General features: G+C 62.8%; 17 protein-coding genes. 16 read left to right on the top strand and 1 reads right to left on the bottom strand.

Annotated features, from left to right (window positions below; all coding sequences use genetic code 11):
• Positions 1–283 precede the first annotated feature (283 nt).
• The gene (locus ACIQAL_RS06280; RefSeq protein ID WP_401143650.1) at positions 284–1,534 is read right to left on the bottom strand and encodes an aspartate aminotransferase family protein; all 1,251 of its coding nucleotides are present in this window, start codon (positions 1,532–1,534) and stop codon (positions 284–286) included.
• A 309-nt stretch (positions 1,535–1,843) separates the two neighbouring features.
• Between ACIQAL_RS06280 and ACIQAL_RS06275 the strand changes: the two genes are divergently transcribed.
• From ACIQAL_RS06275 to ACIQAL_RS06200, 16 genes are all read left to right on the top strand, one after another.
• A complete protein-coding gene (locus ACIQAL_RS06275) occupies positions 1,844–2,794 on the top strand; it encodes a MurR/RpiR family transcriptional regulator (RefSeq protein ID WP_401143648.1) in 951 nt (316 codons plus the stop codon).
• Positions 2,795–2,858: 64 nt separating this feature from the next.
• Positions 2,859–3,659, top strand: a complete 801-nt coding sequence (locus ACIQAL_RS06270; protein WP_166594631.1) for a transporter substrate-binding domain-containing protein — start codon at positions 2,859–2,861, stop codon at positions 3,657–3,659.
• Positions 3,660–3,661: 2 nt separating this feature from the next.
• Positions 3,662–5,050 carry an MmgE/PrpD family protein gene (locus ACIQAL_RS06265; protein ID WP_401143645.1) on the top strand — a complete coding sequence of 463 codons (1,389 nt, stop codon included), beginning with the start codon at positions 3,662–3,664 and terminating at the stop codon, positions 5,048–5,050.
• Complete coding sequence (locus ACIQAL_RS06260; RefSeq protein ID WP_401143643.1) at positions 5,047–5,703, top strand: amino acid ABC transporter permease; 657 nt, start codon at positions 5,047–5,049, stop codon at positions 5,701–5,703. Before ACIQAL_RS06265 ends, ACIQAL_RS06260 begins: the two co-directional genes overlap by 4 nt.
• A gap of 9 nt (positions 5,704–5,712) precedes the next feature.
• Complete coding sequence (locus ACIQAL_RS06255; RefSeq protein ID WP_401143640.1) at positions 5,713–6,357, top strand: amino acid ABC transporter permease; 645 nt, start codon at positions 5,713–5,715, stop codon at positions 6,355–6,357.
• Between the two features lie 11 nt (positions 6,358–6,368).
• A complete protein-coding gene (locus ACIQAL_RS06250; RefSeq protein WP_341958151.1) occupies positions 6,369–7,136 on the top strand; it encodes an amino acid ABC transporter ATP-binding protein in 768 nt (255 codons plus the stop codon).
• A 72-nt stretch (positions 7,137–7,208) separates the two neighbouring features.
• Positions 7,209–8,174, top strand: a complete 966-nt coding sequence (locus tag ACIQAL_RS06245) for an agmatinase (RefSeq protein ID WP_341958153.1) — start codon at positions 7,209–7,211, stop codon at positions 8,172–8,174.
• Positions 8,175–8,238: 64 nt separating this feature from the next.
• Entirely contained in the window at positions 8,239–8,649 is a 411-nt protein-coding gene (locus tag ACIQAL_RS06240) for a RidA family protein (RefSeq protein ID WP_166594637.1), read from the top strand.
• Between the two features lie 667 nt (positions 8,650–9,316).
• Positions 9,317–10,477 carry a UDP-4-amino-4-deoxy-L-arabinose aminotransferase gene (gene arnB, locus ACIQAL_RS06235; RefSeq protein ID WP_401143636.1) on the top strand — a complete coding sequence of 387 codons (1,161 nt, stop codon included), beginning with the start codon at positions 9,317–9,319 and terminating at the stop codon, positions 10,475–10,477.
• Positions 10,474–11,481, top strand: a complete 1,008-nt coding sequence (gene arnC / locus ACIQAL_RS06230) for an undecaprenyl-phosphate 4-deoxy-4-formamido-L-arabinose transferase (protein WP_401143633.1) — start codon at positions 10,474–10,476, stop codon at positions 11,479–11,481. The genes arnB and arnC overlap by 4 nt, the downstream gene beginning before the upstream one ends.
• A complete protein-coding gene (arnA, locus tag ACIQAL_RS06225; protein WP_401143631.1) occupies positions 11,478–13,469 on the top strand; it encodes a bifunctional UDP-4-amino-4-deoxy-L-arabinose formyltransferase/UDP-glucuronic acid oxidase ArnA in 1,992 nt (663 codons plus the stop codon). The genes arnC and arnA overlap by 4 nt, the downstream gene beginning before the upstream one ends.
• Positions 13,469–14,353 carry a 4-deoxy-4-formamido-L-arabinose-phosphoundecaprenol deformylase gene (gene arnD, locus ACIQAL_RS06220; protein WP_401143766.1) on the top strand — a complete coding sequence of 295 codons (885 nt, stop codon included), beginning with the start codon at positions 13,469–13,471 and terminating at the stop codon, positions 14,351–14,353. Before arnA ends, arnD begins: the two co-directional genes overlap by 1 nt.
• Positions 14,350–15,996 carry a lipid IV(A) 4-amino-4-deoxy-L-arabinosyltransferase gene (gene arnT, locus ACIQAL_RS06215; RefSeq protein WP_401143628.1) on the top strand — a complete coding sequence of 549 codons (1,647 nt, stop codon included), beginning with the start codon at positions 14,350–14,352 and terminating at the stop codon, positions 15,994–15,996. The genes arnD and arnT overlap by 4 nt, the downstream gene beginning before the upstream one ends.
• Positions 15,993–16,337 (top strand): 4-amino-4-deoxy-L-arabinose-phosphoundecaprenol flippase subunit ArnE, encoded by a 345-nt coding sequence (gene arnE / locus ACIQAL_RS06210; protein ID WP_401143625.1) that lies wholly within the window; start codon positions 15,993–15,995, stop codon positions 16,335–16,337. The genes arnT and arnE overlap by 4 nt, the downstream gene beginning before the upstream one ends.
• Positions 16,334–16,777 (top strand): 4-amino-4-deoxy-L-arabinose-phosphoundecaprenol flippase subunit ArnF, encoded by a 444-nt coding sequence (gene arnF, locus ACIQAL_RS06205; RefSeq protein ID WP_401143622.1) that lies wholly within the window; start codon positions 16,334–16,336, stop codon positions 16,775–16,777. The genes arnE and arnF overlap by 4 nt, the downstream gene beginning before the upstream one ends.
• The gene (locus ACIQAL_RS06200) at positions 16,774–18,168 is read left to right on the top strand and encodes a UDP-glucose dehydrogenase family protein (RefSeq protein WP_401143620.1); all 1,395 of its coding nucleotides are present in this window, start codon (positions 16,774–16,776) and stop codon (positions 18,166–18,168) included. Before arnF ends, ACIQAL_RS06200 begins: the two co-directional genes overlap by 4 nt.
• Positions 18,169–18,243 lie beyond the last annotated feature (75 nt).

Raw genomic sequence — 18,243 nt, 5'->3', positions numbered from 1 at the left:
GCAGATCTATGTGCACAAACGCTTGCGGTTGATTCTGGCCGAAGGCCGTGGGAGCGTTGCTTGCTCGCGATCTGCCGGGAACCGGCAGCAAACCCTGTGCACGCGGTCTCCCTCGCCTTCGGCAGAAGCAGATCTATGTGCACAAACGCTTGCGGTTGATTCTGGCCGAAGGCCGTGGGAGCGTTGCTTGCTCGCGATCTGCCGGGAGCCGGCAGCAAACCCTGTGCACGCGGTCTGCCAGGCACAACGAGGTGCCCGGTTCGTCCTGCCTTTCACCTCGATCTCAATCAAGCGCCCTCAAACACGCTTCAAGAATGTCCAGCCCTTCGTTCAGCACGTCAGACTCAATGGTCAAGGGTGCGAGCAACCGAATGATGTGCCGGGATTTGCCGCTCGGCATGAGCAACAACCCGCGTTCCCGAGCCATTTGCAGCAGCTGCGCCATCTGTGCCGTGGCGGGTTTGCCTTCCGGAGTGATGAGTTCAATCCCGCGCATGGCCCCCACACCGGTCAAACGGCCCAGGTACGGCGATACCTTCTCCGTTTGCCAACGCTCGTAACGCGCCAACAACGTCGATGAATACTGCTCGTTCCACGCCGACAAATTCGCATCGGTCATGACGTCGAGCGTCGCCAACCCCGCCGCGCAGGCAATCGGATTGCCGGAATAGGTCCCGCCCAATCCGCCTTTAGGCAGCGTGTCCATCAGCGATTTGCGCCCGACCACCGCGCCCAGCGGCACGCCACCGGCAATGCTTTTGCCCAGCAACAGCAGGTCCGGCTCAATCCCCAGACGGCTGAATGCGAACCGCTCTCCCGTCCGCCCGAACCCCGACTGGATTTCGTCGACGATCAATACAATGCCCTTATCGTCACACAGCTTGCGCAGCGCCTTCGCGAACAGCGGGTCCAGTGCCAGGAAACCGCCCTCGCCCTGCACCGGCTCGATGATGAAACACGCCACTTCGTCGATGTCGATTTCCACGCTGAACAACCGGTCCAGCGCCTTGAACGCTTCTTCCGCAGACACGCCGTTGTCCACGCTCGGGTACGGCACGTGGAACACCGGCCCCGGCAGCACGCCCACTTTCTGTTTATAGGGCGCGACCTTGCCGTTCAGGTTCAGCGTCGCCAGCGTGCGGCCATGGAACGCCCCGTCGAACGCCACCACTGCGCTTTTACCGGTGTGGCCGCGCACGATCTTCAACGCGTTTTCCGCTGCTTCCGCGCCGCTGTTGGTGAGCATGCCGCTGACCGGGTAGCTCACCGGAATGAACGCCGCCAGCCGCTCGATGAACTGCTGATACGGCACGTGGGGCGCGGCGTTGAATGCGTAATGGGTGAGACGCTGGGCCTGCTCGCAAATCGCCGCGACGATCTGCGGGTGGCAGTGGCCCAGGTTCAGCACGCCGATGCCCCCGACGAAATCGATGTAGCGCTTGCCGTCAACGTCCCAGACCTCGGCGTTTTTTCCGTGGGTCAGGCTGACGGGGTGGACGAAGGAAATGGAGTTGCTGACGGAAGGGAAAGCCATGCTCAAGCGCCTTGCAGACTGTGGGAATGGCGCCTATCTAAGCGATGAAGCGCGTTTTCTCACAAGCGAAATAAAGGCAACGGGTCATTCCGCCAAGGACTGAACCCGCACTGACCCGGTGCGCCGCACCAACGTAACGCATGCCCGCGGGCGGGGTTTCAGAGCGCAAACCTGCGTTCAGGGAATTCACCAACCTCCCGCCCGATTCACCTATCAACGATTTTTGAATCAACCCAATCGAAATCGACTCACCCCGGTCACCGCGCCTTGCCCACTGCGGCGAATGACCACGCCCGCAAAATGAATCACTTGAATCATTTCGGAAATTTCTGGCACAACCGTTGCAATTTCACCTGCAACTCCCGCTTTCAGGTGATGCGCCAGATGGACCGCGATCTGCTCTGCAGCCAGCTTCAACAACAGTTCGAGGACTTTCCCCGGCAAGAGCGCGCGGCCGCCAGTTTCATTCTGGACAACCCCCACGAAATCGCCGTGATGTCGATGCGCGACATCGCCCGGCTGGCCAATGTGCCGCCTTCGACCATGACACGCCTGGCCAAACGCATGGGCCTGTCCGGCTACGACGACCTGCGCGAACTGTTCATCGATTCGCTGCGCGGACAGAACAGTGCCTACGGCTCCCGCGCCCATGACCTGGTGGAACTCAAACAGCGGGTCGGCGAGCAGCGAGTGATTCAGGACATGGCCAACAACGCCATCGAACAGATTCAGTCGATGTGCAGCCACGACAACCTGCGGGCGATTTCCCGGGCTGTCGCGCTGCTGGCCGGGGCGCGTCAGGTCTACTGCCTGGGCATGCGTTCGTCGTTCGGCGTGGCGTTTCAGTTCTCCCACGTCGCTTCTTACTTTGCGAAAAACGTGCGGCTGGTGGAAGGCGCGGGTGAAAGCGGCGTCATGTCGATCATCAATCAGACCAGCCCCAAGGACGTGGCATTGGTGTGCAGCCTGCCGCGTTATTCCCGGCGGCTGATCACCCTGACCAACTACCTGCACCAACAGGGCGTGCGCATCATCACCATCACCGACAGCCTGACCTCACCCACCGCAAGGCTGGCGGCGGAAACCATCATCGTGAAGAACCAGACCCCGTCGTTCTACGACACCATCGTCCCGGCCATGTTAGTCAGCGAGATGCTGGTGGCGTTGATGTCGGCCGCCTCGACCCAGGACGTAGAAGCCTCGGTCACCCACACCGAAGAGAAGCTGCTCAGCCTCGGCGAGTGGTGGGACCTGGGCTAGCCCCGCTTTCGATTTCTGCCGTTTTTCAATCCGATTCGACCCCTTCATCTACCGGAGCGTCCTGATGAAAGCCAGACCGTGCAAGCCATTCAGCCACATCCTCTTCGCCGCTGGGCTCAGCGCCCTGCTCTGCTCCACCTTCGCCCAGGCCGGTGAAGCGCTGGACCACATCCTCAAGGCCAAGGAACTGCGCGTTGCCGTGCCCGTCGACTACCCGCCCTACGGCTACGTCGGACCCGACATGGTGCCCCAAGGCCTGGACATCGATGTCGCCAACCTGATGGCCAACAAGCTGGGCGTGAAGCTGCAACTGGTGCCCGTGACGGCGCCAAACCGCGTGGCCTACATCCAGTCCGGCAAGGCGGATTTCACCATTTCGTCCCTGGGCAAGACCGCTGAGCGCGAGAAGGTCATCGACTACAGCATCGCCTACTCGCCGTTCTTCGACGCGGTGTTCGGCAAGGCCGAGTTGCCCGTCAAGTCCATGGGTGACATGGCGGGCAAAACCGTGTCCGTGACCCGAGGCTCGATGCAAGACAAGGAATTGACCGACATGGCCCCCGAAGCGATCACCAAGCGCTTCGAAGACAACAACAGCAGCATCTCGGCGTTTCTGTCGGGGCAGACGCAAATGGTCGCCATTGGCACCACCGTCGCCGCCGCGCTCAAACAGAAAAACCCCAACATGGACATCGCGCTCAAAGTGGTGCTGTCCAACGCGCCCAACTACATCGGCATGAACAAGGACGAGCCGGAACTGCGCAACAAGGTCAACGAGATCATTCGTCAAGCCAAGGCAGACGGCACACTGGACGCGATCTCGCAGAAATGGCTGGGCGCCCCGGCTGGCAACTTGCCGGAATAACCATGAGCGACTTCACCCCTTCACTGGTCACGTTGGCGCGCTGGAGTTCGGGCTTGCAGCTGGCGGACATCCCGCCAGCGGTGCAGGACGCCGCCAAGCGTTGCCTGATCGACACCCTCGGCGTGGCGCTGGCCGGCAGTCGCAGCACAGTCGCGGTTCAGGCCCGGGCGGTGATTGCGGTCACGGCGGGTGCAGGCGAATCGACGGTGCTGGGTCAGGCGCGCAACGCAGCCGCCCCGGCAGCGGCATTTGCCAATGCCACAGCAGCCCACGCGCTGGATTTCGACGACAACTGTTATCCCGGTTTCGTCCACGGTTCGGCGGTGATCCTGCCCGCCGCGCTGGCCGTGGCGCAGATGTGCGACTTGAGCGGGGCCCGCTTGCTGGCGGCCATCGCCGCCGGGGCTGAATGCGAATACGCGCTGGCCAAGGCGTTGACGCGGCAGATTTACGATCGGGGCTGGTGGACCACCGGCGTGCTCGGCGTGGTCGGGGCCTGTGCGGCGGCCTGTCATGGGCTGGGGCTGAACGCGGACCAGACCGCCGCTGCGCTGGGCCTCGCCATTGCAGGCACCGGCGGGATGAAAGCCGGGTTCGGCAGCGACGCCAAGATGCTCATGGCCGGTCGCAGCAGTGAAGCGGGCGTGATCGCGGCGCTGTTGGCCAGTCACGGCAGTCGCGGGCCGCTGGACGTGATGGAGCATGAGAAGGGTCTGGCGGCAATGTTCAACGGCGGGCTGCTCAATCCCCTGCCCGCCCTGGGCAGTCGCTGGAGCCTGATTTACCCCGGCGTAGACATCAAACGGGTGCCGGTGTGCCTGTCATCCCATGCTGCCATCGATGCCCTGCGCGAGTTACTCGATGAGGGCGAAGTCCGGGTCGGGGACATCGACGCGATCCTGTGCGACGTGCCGCCCATCGTGATCCAGAACCTGGTTCACGACGCGCCGGTCTCCCGCCAGCAGGCTCAGTTCAGCATGCCGTTCGCACTGGCCTGCACGGCGCTGCTCGGTGACATCACCGTCGACTCACTGGACGCGACGGTTCTGGCACGCGCTGACCTGCAACAGCTGATGAAACGGGTCCGCATGGCGAGCAGCGCCCGTTGGCAAACCTCTCTGCTGGATTCCGCGCCCGAAGGGGCCTGGGTGAAGGTCGTGCGCCGCGACGGGTCGTCGGTCGAGCGCTTTTGCGCGATGCCGGTGGGCGCCGCGTCACGGCCGCTGTCGGGGGATCAGCTTCACCAAAAGTTCATGCAGTGCGCGACAGGCGTGTGGCCTGTCGCCCGCGCTCAGCGCTTGTTCGATGACCTCTCGCACCTGGAAGACCTGCCCGGCGTTCGTGACCTGCTCACCTGCGAAACGCCCACTGTGGAAACGATGCAATCATGACCCTCGATTTTTCTGTGGTACTCAACCAATGGCCGCTGCTGCTCGACGGCCTGGCGCTGACGGTCGGCCTGACGATGATCGCGGCAGTCCTCGGCACGCTGCTGGGCATTGCCTGCGGGGTGATCCGCAGCAAAGGCCCACGCTGGGCGCGCTGGCTGATCGGCACTTACGTGGAGCTGATCCGCAACACCCCTTTCATCATCCAGCTGTTCTTCATTTTCTTCGGCCTGCCGGGGCTGGGCCTGAAGATGACGGCGCTGACCGCCGCGATTCTGGCCAACGTAATCAACCTCGGCGCCTACGTCAGCGAGATCGCCCGTTCCGGCATCGAAGCCACGCCCAACGGCCAGATCGAAGCCGCCGAAAGCCTCGCCCTCGACCGCTGGCAGATCTTCACCCGCGTGATCCTGCCGCCCGCTCTGAAACGGGTCTGGCCTGCGCTGGTGGGGCAGATGGTCATCATCATGCTCGGCTCGGCAGTGTGCAGCCAGATTTCGGCGGAAGAGCTGTCGTACGCGGCCAACCAGATCGCCAGCAACTCGTTCCGCAATTTCGAAACCTACATCGTCGTCGCGGCCCTGTACCTGCTGCTCTCCATCGCCCTGCGCCGCCTGCTGAACTGGGTCGGACCGCATTTCATCTTCGGTCGCTGAGGGCCTGCCATGTACGAATTCACGCTGTGGGACATCGCCCGGAACCTGCTGCTGGCGGCGCGCTGGACGGTCGGCCTGTCGCTGATCGCCTTCATTGGCGGCGGGCTGGTGGGTGGATTGCTGGTGGTACTGCGCCTGACGGGCACGCGCACCGTGCGCCGTCTGATCATGCTGTACGTGCAGTTGTTTCAGGGCACGCCGCTGCTGTTGCAGCTGTTTCTGGTGTATTTCGGCCTCTCGATGTTCGGCATTGAAACCAGCGCGCTGGTGGCCGCCTCGATCTGCCTGACGCTGTACGCCAGCGCCTACCTGAGCGAAATCTGGCGCGGCAGCGTCGAGTCCATCGACCGAGGCCAGTGGGAAGCGGCCAGCAGCCTGGCCCTGAGTTTTGGCGAGCAGTTGCGCCACGTGATTCTGCCCCAGGCCCTGCGCGCGGGGATCGCTCCGACCGTGGGCTTCATGGTGCAGGTGGTCAAGGCCACGGCGCTGACCTCCGTCATCGGTTTCGTCGAAATGACCCGCGCCGGACAGATCATCACCAACGCCACGTTCCAGCCGTTCTTCATCTACGGGTCGGTGGCGCTGATGTATTTCGCGCTGTGCTTTCCGCTGTCGCTGTACAGCCGCCGACTCGAACACCAACTTCGTCGCTAAGGACCTCTCATATGACTGCGTCATCTCACCACGACGCCGGGGCGGCCTTCGCTCTGGTGGACATTCGCGGCCTGCGCAAGCGCTTCGGTGACAACGAAGTGCTCAAGGGCGTGGACCTGCAAATCGCTCGCAAGGAAGTGGTCTGCATCATCGGCAAAAGCGGCTCGGGCAAAAGCACCCTGCTGCGATGCCTCAATGGGCTAGAGCGTTTTCAAGAAGGCTCGGTGGTGGTTGACGGCCAGCCGATCCAGCCCGACAACCGCGCCGCGATGCGCGAACTGCGGCAGAACGTCGGGATGATTTTCCAGGGCTTCAACCTGTTCCCGCACCTCACGGCCGGGCAGAACGTGATGCTCGCGCCCCGCCTGGTGCAGAAGACCGCCGGGGCAGACGCCGAACGGCAGGCGCGCAAGTTGCTGGAGCGGGTCGGCCTCGGCGAGCGCTTCGACGCCTTCCCCGATCAGCTCTCCGGCGGCCAACAGCAGCGAGTGGCGATTGCCCGTTCATTGGCGATGAACCCGCAAGTCCTGCTGTGCGACGAGATCACCTCGGCCCTCGATCCCGAACTGGTCGGCGAAGTGCTCCAGGTCGTCGAGGGCCTCGCGGCCGAAGGCATGACACTGATCATGGTCACCCACGAAATGGCCTTTGCCCGTCGGGTCAGCGACCGGGTGATTTTCATGCACCAGGGCCTGGTCCACGAAGCCGGACCGCCCCACGCACTGTTCGATAACCCGCAGACCGTTGAGCTGCGGCGCTTTCTTTCACTGGATCACTGACCGCTGCACGCGGCGCTGCTCATTCAGACACACGCTCGGAACCACGCTCAGAATCACTATCAGGAGACACCCATGGATTTTCCGTTGACCGTTCCACCGTCGAAAAAACACCAGAGCTTCCTGTGGTCGCCCATCTGCACCGACCTCGACCAGCTCGACGCACACGTGGCGATTCTCGGCATCCCGTTCGGCAAAGCGTATGTCGCCGAGCACATCAGCAACGACCAGAGCAAGGCGCCAGACGCCATTCGCGCCATGAGCGACCGGATCTGCCGGGCCTTGCACCATTACGACTTCGACGTCGGCGGCCCGATCTATGACAACCGCGCGCTGAAGGTCGTGGACTGCGGCAACGTGCCCGCCGACCCCACCGACCTCAACAGCCACAGCCTGCGCGCCGAACAGGCCGTGCGCAAAATCCTCGACGCTGGGGCGATGCCGGTGATTCTCGGCGGCGACCACAGCATCCCGATCCCGGTGCTGCGCGCCTACGAGGGCCGTGGCCCGATCACCCTGATCCACATCGACGCGCACCTGGACTGGCGCGACGAGATCAACGGCGTGCGCGACGGCCTTTCCAGCCCGATCCGCCGGGCCTCGGAAATGGAACACATCGGCGAAATCTTCCAGATCGGCCTGCGCGCCCAGGGCAGTGGCCGGCCTGCGGATTATCAGGCGGCGGTGGATTACGGCGCGCACCTGATCACCGCTTATGACGTCCACGACCACGGCATGCAATCGGTGCTGGACCGGATTCCCGACGGCGGCCAGTTTTACCTGACCATCGACGCCGACGGCCTCGACCCGTCGATCATGCCCGGCGTGGCAGGCCCCGCGCTGGGAGGCATCACCTACGTGCAAATTCGCCAGTTGATTCACGGGCTGGTGAAGAAAGGCAAGGTCGTGGGCATGGACATCGTCGAGATCACCCCGGCCATCGACGTCAACAACCTCAGTTGCATCACCGCAGGGCGTCTCATCGTCAACCTGATCGGCGCCGCTGTGCGCGCCGATTACTTCGACGCGCCGCCGCTGTAACGCCTATCCCCGGATTCAGCGCCAAGGACGGCCCCTCTCTTTCTGTAACCCAGGCCCGATCACCATGCCCACCCATACCCGCATCCGCATGTTCAACACCAAGGACACTTACCCCAACCAGTCACTGGACAACGATCTGTGTCAGGCCGTGCGCGCCGGCAACACCGTGTACGTACGCGGCCAGTTGGGCACCGATTTCGACGGCAACCTCATTGGCCTCGGCGATGCCCGTGCTCAGGCTGAGCAGGCCATGAAAAACGTCAAGCAGTTGCTGGAAGAAGCCGGCAGCCAGTTGCAGGACATCGTCAAGATCACCATTTACCTGATCGACCCCCGCTACCGTGAAGAGGTGTACCGCGAGGTCGGCAAATGGCTGAAGGGCGTGTTCCCGATTTCCACCGGGCTGGTGGTGTCGGCCTTGGGCCAGCCGCAGTGGTTGATGGAAATTGATGTGATTGCCGTTATTCCCGATTGAGCGGACACAGCCTCTCAACTTCAGGTTCCAGGACAGCGGCGACATTGACGGCTTATCGATGTCGCTGCCTGTTTAAACTCTATTCAAAAGTTACGCGTTGTCGATCACTTTCCTGCCTGCTTCCCAACTCCCCGCCTGACATCACGTCACTGCTTAGTTGTTGAGTCCTCTCAACATCCTTTCCTCATTTGAAGGGCTTTCAGTTTCCGTTCAGCTTTATGAGCGTACGCTCGAATTCAGACCTGGAAATGCCTCGACCGAGTTCCCGACACGTCTTTTCACATGACGAAAATGGCGTTCACCTCCCTGAAACAGGGGGCCTCAGCGCGAAGGGCGGAAGATCATAGACGGAAATAATGACCCTTACATTTCAGTTTGAAAATAATCGTGGCACCGCTTATCGCGGCACATCATTCGATGAAAAACCAACGCGGCTTAAACGGAATTTTCATAATTAACACTCTATTGTCGGACCATTAAGATTCATGAGTCCCTCCGCTGTTTAGAGCGCACTCCTGCAATTAAGGCACGGACAACCCATCGGTTTCAGTTCGATCACGGCTGCACCCGTTACAACGGTTTTACCCCTAAACAACGAGCGCTTTTAAACAAGTGGGCACGGACGTAACCGTGCGCCTCGATCATGCTGAACGAGCGGAGAGTATCAATGAGTCAGGACTTTCTTCCTTTTTCCCGCCCGACCATGGGCGACGAGGAAGTGGCGGCCGCCAGCCGTGTGCTGCGTTCAGGCTGGATCACCACCGGCCCCGAATGTCAGCGACTGGAACAGACATTCGCCGAGCGTTGCGGCGCGCAACAGGCGGTGGCGCTGTCGTCGGCCACCGGCGCCCTGCACATCACCCTTTTGGCGATGGGCATCGGGCCTGGCGACGAAGTGATCACCCCGTCGCAGACCTGGGTGTCCACCGCGAACATGATCTGCCTGTTGGGCGCGACTCCGGTGTTCGTCGACGTGGATCGCGACACCCTGATGACCGATGCCGCCCGCATCGAACGCGCCATCACTCCCCGCACCAAAGCCATCATTCCCGTGCATTACGCCGGTGCCGCCTTTGACCTCGACCCACTGTACGCGCTGGCCGGGCGTCACGGCATTGCGGTGATCGAAGATGCCGCCCACGCTGCGGGCACTGGCTACAAGGGGCGGCCCATCGGCGCGAAAGGCACGGCGATCTTTTCCTTCCACGCGATCAAGAACATGAGCTGTGCCGAGGGCGCAATGTTCGTCAGCGATGACGCGCAACTGGCGGATCGCGTGCGCCGCCTGAAATTCCACGGCCTGGGCGTCGATGCCTACGACCGCCTGACCCATGGCCGCAAACCCCAGGCCGAAGTGATCGAGCCGGGCTTCAAATACAACCTGGCCGACATCAACGCCGCCATCGCCCTGGTGCAATTGGAACGACTGGAAGCCATCAATGCCCGGCGCGCCGAACTGGCCAACCATTACCTCGAACGCCTGGCGGGCAGTCCGGTGCTGCCGCTGGCCCAACCGCACTACGACCAACACCACGCCTGGCACCTGTTCATCGTGCGCATCGATCCAGAACGCTGCGGGCTGGACCGCGACGCTTTCATGAAGGCCCTGCAAGCGCAGAACATCGGCAGCGGTATCCATTTCATCGCCACCCACCTGCACCGCTATTACCGCCAGCGTTTCCCAAACGTCAGCCTGCCCGACACCGAGTGGAACTCGACGCGGTTGTGTTCCATTCCGCTGTTCCCGGACATGACGATTGCCGATGTCGATCGCGTGGTCCGCGCCATTGAATCGACCCTGACCGTTAAAGGGGAAGCCCGCCCGTGAAACCGTACCCCATCCACCGCGTGTCGATCGTCATCCCGGTCTACAACGAAGAACAGAGCCTTCCCGAACTGCTGCGCCGCACCGAGGCCGCCTGCGCGCAACTGAGCGTGCCAGCGGAAATCATTCTGGTGGACGACGGCAGCCGCGACGATTCCGCCGAGATCCTGCTGGACGCCAGTCAACGGGAAGGCAGCCCGGTGGTCGCCGTCATCCTCAACCGCAACTACGGGCAGCACGCCGCGATCATGGCCGGGTTCGGCCAGTGCAAGGGCGACCTGGTGATCACCCTCGACGCCGACCTGCAAAACCCGCCCGAAGAAATCCCCCGCCTGGTCGCCCTCGCCCAGCAGGGCTATGACGTGATCGGCACTGTGCGGGGCAATCGTCAGGACTCGGCCCTGCGCCGGAGGCCGTCGAAGCTCATCAACCTCGCCGTACAACGTTCCACCGGCGTGGCCATGACCGACTACGGCTGCATGCTGCGGGCTTACCGTCGCAGCATCGTCGACGCCATGCTGTCGTGCACCGAACGCAGCACCTTCATCCCGATTCTGGCCAACAGCTTTGCCCGCCACACCACTGAAGTGGTGGTCGAGCATGCTGAGCGCGAGCATGGGGAATCGAAGTACAGCGCCATGAAACTGATCAATCTGATGTTCGACCTGATCACCTGCATGACCACCACGCCGTTGCGCCTGCTGAGTATCATCGGGTTCAGCATGGCCGCGCTGGGCATCGCCTTCGCCAGCCTGCTGATCGTCCTGCGCCTGATGTTCGGCGCCGCCTGGGCCGGTCACGGCACCTTCGTGCTGTTCGCCGTGTTGTTCGTGTTCACCGGCGGTCAGTTCATCGGCATGGGCCTGCTGGGTGAATACCTGGGCCGCATGTACAGCGACGTCCGCGCCCGCCCTCGCTACTTCATAGAACGCGTCGCACGCAGCACCCCCGCGACGCCGGTCAGCAAAGTCGATTCCCCCGCTCTCTTGAACAAGGTGGCCCCATGAGCCTCAACGCCGTTGTTTTTGCCTACCACGATATCGGTTGCGTCGGGATCGAAGCCCTGCTCAACGCGGGCTACACGATTTCGGCCGTGTTCACCCACGCCGACGATCCCCGGGAAAAGACCTTCTTTGGCTCGGTTGCGCAACTCTGCGCACAACACGACATCCCGGTGCATGCGCCCGAGGATGCCAATCATCCGTTGTGGATCGAGCGCATCGGCAAACTGGCTCCGGATTTCATCTTCTCGTTCTACTACCGCCACCTGCTGAGCGAAACCCTGCTGGCCCGCGCGAAACACGGTGGCCTGAACCTGCACGGTTCGCTGCTGCCGAACTATCGCGGTCGCGCCCCGGCCAACTGGGTGCTGGTCAACGGCGAAACCGAAACCGGCGTCACCCTGCACCGCATGGTGAAACGTCCCGACGCGGGCGCCATCGTCGCCCAGCAACGCATCGCCATCAGCGCCACCGACACCGCGCTGACGCTCCACGGCAAACTCCGCAATACCGCCGCCGACCTGCTGGCCGACACCTTGCCGCTGTTGGGACAAGGTCAGCTGTCGGGCACCGAGCAGGATGAATCCAGGGCCAGCTATTTCGGTCGCCGCACCGCTGCGGACGGCCTGATCGACTGGCAGCAACCGGCCTCGCGCCTGTACAACCTGGTGCGTGCCGTGACCCAGCCTTACCCCGGCGCGTTTTGCCCGGTGGGCGAACACAAACTGATCGTCTGGGGTTCGCGGGTCCAGTCCGGCAACGCCGGTCAGGCACCGGGCACCGTCATCAGTTGCGACCCGTTGCGCATTGCCTGCGGTGAGGATTCCCTGCTGATCACCGCTGGCCAACGCGGCGACGACGGCCTGTACCTGAGCGGCGCGCAGCTTGCCCGCGAATTCGGGCTGGTGGCAGGCTCGCGCCTGTTGGGGGGTGAAAAACGCCGCCCAGTCCGCCGCACCCGCGTGTTGATCCTCGGGGTCAACGGCTTCATCGGCAACCACCTGTCCGAGCGCCTGCTGCAGGACGACCGCTATGAAATTTTCGGCATGGACATCGGCTCCGACGCCATAGAACGCCTGCGCAGCCACCCGAATTTCAACTTCATCGAAGGCGACATCAGCATCCACACCGAGTGGATCGAGTACCACATCAAGAAGTGCGACGTGGTGCTGCCGCTGGTGGCCATCGCCACGCCCATCGAATACACCCGTAACCCGCTGCGTGTGTTCGAGCTGGACTTCGAAGAAAACCTGAAAATCGTCCGCTACTGCGTGAAATACAACAAACGGGTGATCTTCCCCTCGACCTCGGAAGTCTATGGCATGTGCCAGGACCCAAGCTTCAACGAAGACACGTCGAACCTGGTCGTCGGCCCGATCAACAAACAACGCTGGATCTATTCGATTTCGAAGCAACTGCTGGACCGGGTGATCTGGGCCTACGGCCAGAAAGGCCTGCAATTCACCCTGTTCCGGCCGTTCAACTGGATGGGCCCGCGCCTGGACCGTCTGGACTCCGCGCGCATCGGCAGCTCCCGGGCCATCACGCAACTGATCCTGCACCTGGTGGAAGGCACGCCGATCCGGCTGGTGGACGGCGGCGCGCAGAAGCGCTGTTTCACCGACGTGGTCGATGGCATCGAAGCCCTGGCGCGGATCATCGAAAACCGCGACGACCGCTGCAACGGCCAGATCATCAACATCGGCAATCCGGACAACGAAGCGAGCATCCGCCAGTTGGGCGAGGAGCTGCTGCGTCAGTTCGAAGCGCATCCGTTGCGTGACAACTTCCCGCCGTTCGCCGGTTTTCGCGAAGTTGAAAGCCAGTCGTTCTACGGCAAGGGCTATCAGGACGTCAGCCACCGCAAGCCGAGCATCGACAATGCCCGTCGCTTGATCGACTGGGCGCCGTCCATCGAACTGAGCGAAACCATCGGCAAGACGCTGGACTTCTTCCTGCGCGAAGCCATGGCCGAAAAGGCGCATGCCCATTGATCCCGGCCGGCCTGCGTATTGACGTCGATACCTATCGCGGCACCCGTGACGGCGTGCCGCGTTTGCTGGACCTGCTGGATGAAGCGCAGATCAAGGCCACGTTCTTTTTCAGCGTCGGGCCGGACAACATGGGGCGCCACTTGTGGCGTCTGATCCGGCCGCAATTCTTCTGGAAGATGCTGCGCTCCCAGGCGGCCAGCTTGTATGGCTGGGATATTTTGCTGGCGGGTACGGCGTGGCCGGGCAAGCCCATCGGTCGTGACCTCGGGCCGTTGATGCGCCGCGCCCAGGCAGCGGGTCATGAAGTCGGCCTGCACGCCTGGGATCACCATGGCTGGCAGGCCAACGCCGGACGCTGGACCCCGGCGCAACTGACCACGCAGATTGGGCGGGGGGTCGATACCCTGTCCGACATCCTGGGTCGGCCGGTGACCTGTTCCGCTGCGGCCGGGTGGCGCGCCGATGAACAGGTGGTGCGGGCCAAGCAGGCCTTCGGCTTTCGCTACAACAGCGATTGCCGGGGCCACAGCCTGTTCCGGCCGCTGCTCGCCGACGGGCAATCGGGTACCCCGCAGATTCCGGTGGACCTGCCGACGTTCGACGAAGTGGTCGGTCCGCAACTGGACGCCAGCGCGTTCGACGATTACCTGCTGCAACGCTTCACACCCGGAAAACTCAACGTCTACACGGTGCACGCCGAAGTCGAAGGCATCGTCATGGCCGACACCTTCCGCCGTCTGCTGGCCCAGGCGAAGGCCCGTGACGTGTGCTTCAAACCTCTCGGCGACTTACTGCCCGCCGAGCCTGAAAACCTGCCCATCGGGCATTTGGTGCGCGGCGCATTGCCGGGGCGTGAAGGCTGGCTGGGAGTACAACAGCCATGACCCGCGCTCAACACATTCTGCTGCTGGGAGCGGTATTCCTGTTGGCCTACCTGTTGCCGCTAGGCTTCCACGGCCTGTGGATTCCCGACGAAACCCGTTACGCGCAAATCAGCCAGGAAATGCTCCACAGCGGCAACTGGGCCGCGCCGCATTTCATGGGTCTGCGCTACTTCGAAAAACCGGCCGGCGGTTATTGGCTGATTGCTGTGGCGCAAGCGGTATTTGGCGAGAACCTGTTCGGGGTGCGTATCGCCTCGGCCTTGAGCACTGGCCTGACCGCGGTGCTGGTCTATCTATTGGCGGACAAACTGTGGCAAGCGCCGCGCAAAAGCTTCGCCAGCACGCTGCTGTTCATGAGCTTTGTGTTCGTCGCCGGGCAAGCGGGCTACGCCAACCTCGACCCGCCATTCACCTTCTGGGTGAGCCTGTCGCTCTTCGCCTTCTGGTTTGCCGTTTCCAGCGTCGGCAGGCGTCGGGGCGGGTATTGGGCACTCTTGGGCGTGGCCTGCGCGATGGGCTTCATGACCAAGGGTTTTCTGGCCCTCGCGCTGCCGGTGATCGTCGCCCTGCCCTACATGGTCTGGCAGCGCCGCCTGCGCGAACTGCTGACCTTCGGCCCGATTGCCGTGGTCGCCGCCGCCGTGGTGTGCCTGCCGTGGGTGCTGACGGTTCACCTGCGCGAGCCGGACTTCTGGCGGTTCTTCTTCTGGCATGAACACGTACGTCGTTTCGTCGGCAGCAACGCCCAGCATGACGAGGCGTGGTGGTTCTATCTGCCGCTGTTGGTGGGTGCGAGCGTGCCGTGGGCGGTGATGCTGCCGGTGACGTTCAAGCAGGCGTGGCATGAGCGTCGCCGTCCGGACATCGGTTTTCTACTGTGCTGGTTGCTGGTGCCGCTGGCTTTTCTGAGTCTGAGCAACGGCAAGCTGCCGACCTACATTTTGCCGTGCCTGATCCCCCTCGCACTGTTGATGGGCCACGGGCTGGTGGAGCGGTTGAACGTCGGCACGTCCCTGTCCTTGCGACTTAACGGCTGGCTGAACATGGCTTTAGGCGCGGTCGGGTTGATCGCCCTGATGGTCATGCAGATCAAGAAATCGGTCTATGACCACGAGCCGCAGCACCTGACGATCGCCGTGATCGTGCTGGTCGGGTGGGTCATCGCCAATGCCTTGCAGGGCCTCAAGCCGCTGCGTTTCTGGCTGGCCCCGGCAGTGGGCGCCTGGCTGGCCATCGCCCTGCTTCCGGCGGCGCTGCCCAACAGCGTGGAATCCAACAAGACCCCCGATCAGTTCGTCGCCCGCCATCAGCCGGACCTGGCGGCCACGACCCACCTGCTCAGCAACGATTTGGGCGTGGCGGCGGCGCTGTCCTGGCGACTCAAGCGCAACGACGTGGTGTTCTACGACACCCGTGGCGAGCTGGAATACGGCCTCAACTACCCACAGACCACCGTCCGCGAAGTGGACTGGCATCAGGTCCAGGACTGGATGACCAACGCCCGCCGCACCGGTTCAGTGGGCGTGGTGATGCGTGGCGATGGCAAAGATCAACAATATGAACTGAGTTTGCTGCCGAACGACGGACAGCAATATCAAGAAGGCAATCTGTTGATTCTGATCTTCGACAGGACACCTTCATGACCCTCGCCCTCTTGCTCAGCGCCTGCCTGCTGACGTGCCTCGGGCAGATCGCGCAAAAGCTCACGGTTGAACGCTGGGGTGGCTTTTTTCCGGGCGTCGCCGGTGCGTTGACCAGCGGGTGGTTGTGGTTGGCGCTGTTCTGCCTGGGCGGCGGCCTGCTGCTCTGGTTGCTGGTGCTGCAACGGCTGGACGTCGGCATCGCCTACCCCATGCTGGCGCTGAATTTCGTGCTGATCACCCTCACCGGCCGTTACCTGTTCAAGGAAACGGTGGACCGTCGGCACTGGTTGGGCCTGGCGATGATCCTCGTCGGCGTGATGCTGCTGGGGCGTCAGGCATGAACGTGTCAGTGATGCCCGCACCCGTCGCGACCCGTCGCGGGCTGGGACTCGCCCTGTGCAGCGTGGCGTTGGTAAGCGCGGCGCAACTGGCCATGCGCTGGAGCATGTTGCGGCTGCCGCAACCGATGCAATGGGCGAGCGCGCTGCAGACCGGGACAGTCGACCTGACGGCGCTCGGCGTGGTGCTGACCGCCATCGTCGTCTACGGCCTGTCGATGCTCTGCTGGCTCGGCGCCCTGCGCGACTTGCCCCTCAGCCGGGCCTATTCGCTGCTCAGCCTCAGCTACGCGCTGGTGTATGGGTTAGCGGCCCTGCTCCCCTTTTTCAACGAGACGTTCACCGTTCCCCGAACGGTGGGCGTGACCCTGACCGTGATCGGTGTGATCACGATCAATTTCCGGCGTGACAGCGATCACGGCGCCAAGGAGTTCTCCCGATGAAAATCAGCGTCTTCGGTAGCGGTTATGTGGGTCTGGTGCAAGCGACCGTTCTGGCGGAAGTCGGCCACGATGTGGTGTGCATGGACATCGATCCCGCGAAGGTCGAGCAGTTGAGCAAAGGCCACGTGACCATTTACGAACCGGGTCTGGAAAGCCTCGTGCGGGAAAACCTGGAAGCCGGTCGGCTGCATTTCACGGTGGATGAACAGCGCGCCGTCGAACACGGCGAGGTGCTGTTCATCGCGGTCGGCACCCCGTCACGGGCCGATGGTTCGGCGGACTTGAACGGGTTCTTCGCGGTGGGCGAATCCATCGCCCGCCACCGCATCGAGCCGGTGATCATTGTCGAGAAATCCACCGTACCCGTAGGCAGCGGCGACGCGTTGCGCAGCCACATCGAACATCACCTGCGCCAGTCGGCCCGGTTGCTGAAATTCGATATCGTCTCCAACCCCGAATTCCTCAAAGAAGGCTCGGCTGTGAAAGATTGCCGTCGCCCGGACCGCATCGTCATCGGCTGTGGCAACTCCGACGTGTTCCCGGTGATGCGCGAGCTGTACGCGCCATTCAACCGTAACCATGACCGCATCATGTTCATGGACCTGCGCAGCGCCGAGCTGACCAAATACGCCGCCAACTGCATGCTGGCGACCAAAATCAGCTTCATCAATCAGATCGCCGAGCTGGCCGAACACCTGGGGGCTGACGTTGAATCCGTGCGCCTGGGCATCGGCGCGGATTCACGCATCGGCTACGACTTCATCTACCCCGGCTGCGGCTACGGCGGTTCGTGCTTCGGCAAGGACATTCGGGCGCTGATCCACAGCGCGCGGGAAGCCGGTTGCTCCAACGACCTGCTGAACGTGGTGGAGAACATCAACGAGCGGCAGAAGAACAAGCTGTTCGACCGGATCAATGCGTTCTACAAGGGCGAACTGCGGGGCAAGACCTTCGCGCTGTGGGGCCTGGCCTTCAAGCCGAACACCGACGACATGCGCGATGCACCGAGCCGCGTGTTGATGGAAGCGCTGTGGGCGGCGGGTGCAACGGTGCGTGCGTTCGACCCGGAAGCCATGCAGGAAACCCAGCGCCTGTACGCGGAGCAGTCAAACTTGATGCTGATGGGCACGCCGGAATCGGTGTTGCTGGGCGCCGATGCGCTGATCGTCTGCACCGAATGGCAACAGTTCAAAGCCCCGGATTTCGACCTGATCCAGCAACGCCTCAAAGCCCCGGTGATCTTCGACGGCCGCAACCTCTACGACACCGAACGCATGGCCAAACGCGGCTTTCAGTACTACCCCATCGGGCGTGGTGAATCCTGCAACCTGCCCATCCCCCAGCAACAATGGGCGCCGTATGAGCTGCTGGCCAACCACCACGCGGTCTGACACGCCGCCCTCCCCGTAGCCGTCCGGCGTGGCGGCGGCAGCGCCCCCTCTGCCGCCACGGTCGGCACGCCGCGG

This window comes from Pseudomonas sp. NPDC088368 (genome assembly GCF_044753445.1).
GTDB classification, from domain to species: Bacteria; Pseudomonadota; Gammaproteobacteria; order Pseudomonadales; family Pseudomonadaceae; genus Aquipseudomonas; species Aquipseudomonas bambusae.
The sequence above is the reverse complement of the archived record's forward strand: the minus strand, read 5'-3'. Positions and strand labels throughout refer to the sequence as shown.

Bases quoted from the DNA above. Each gene is read 5' to 3' on its own strand.
- ACIQAL_RS06245 (WP_341958153.1), top strand. From the start codon at position 7,209: ATGGATTTTCCGTTGACCGTTCCACCGTCGAAAAAACACCAGAGCTTC.
- arnA (WP_401143631.1), top strand. From the start codon at position 11,478: ATGAGCCTCAACGCCGTTGTTTTTGCCTACCACGATATCGGTTGCGTC.
- arnE (WP_401143625.1), top strand. From the start codon at position 15,993: ATGACCCTCGCCCTCTTGCTCAGCGCCTGCCTGCTGACGTGCCTCGGG.
- ACIQAL_RS06270 (WP_166594631.1), top strand. From the start codon at position 2,859: ATGAAAGCCAGACCGTGCAAGCCATTCAGCCACATCCTCTTCGCCGCT.
- ACIQAL_RS06250 (WP_341958151.1), top strand. From the start codon at position 6,369: ATGACTGCGTCATCTCACCACGACGCCGGGGCGGCCTTCGCTCTGGTG.
- arnB (WP_401143636.1), top strand. From the start codon at position 9,317: ATGAGTCAGGACTTTCTTCCTTTTTCCCGCCCGACCATGGGCGACGAG.
- ACIQAL_RS06265 (WP_401143645.1), top strand. From the start codon at position 3,662: ATGAGCGACTTCACCCCTTCACTGGTCACGTTGGCGCGCTGGAGTTCG.
- arnF (WP_401143622.1), top strand. From the start codon at position 16,334: ATGAACGTGTCAGTGATGCCCGCACCCGTCGCGACCCGTCGCGGGCTG.
- ACIQAL_RS06280 (WP_401143650.1), bottom strand. From the start codon at position 1,534: ATGGCTTTCCCTTCCGTCAGCAACTCCATTTCCTTCGTCCACCCCGTC.
- ACIQAL_RS06200 (WP_401143620.1), top strand. From the start codon at position 16,774: ATGAAAATCAGCGTCTTCGGTAGCGGTTATGTGGGTCTGGTGCAAGCG.
- ACIQAL_RS06240 (WP_166594637.1), top strand. From the start codon at position 8,239: ATGCCCACCCATACCCGCATCCGCATGTTCAACACCAAGGACACTTAC.
- ACIQAL_RS06255 (WP_401143640.1), top strand. From the start codon at position 5,713: ATGTACGAATTCACGCTGTGGGACATCGCCCGGAACCTGCTGCTGGCG.
- arnT (WP_401143628.1), top strand. From the start codon at position 14,350: ATGACCCGCGCTCAACACATTCTGCTGCTGGGAGCGGTATTCCTGTTG.
- ACIQAL_RS06260 (WP_401143643.1), top strand. From the start codon at position 5,047: ATGACCCTCGATTTTTCTGTGGTACTCAACCAATGGCCGCTGCTGCTC.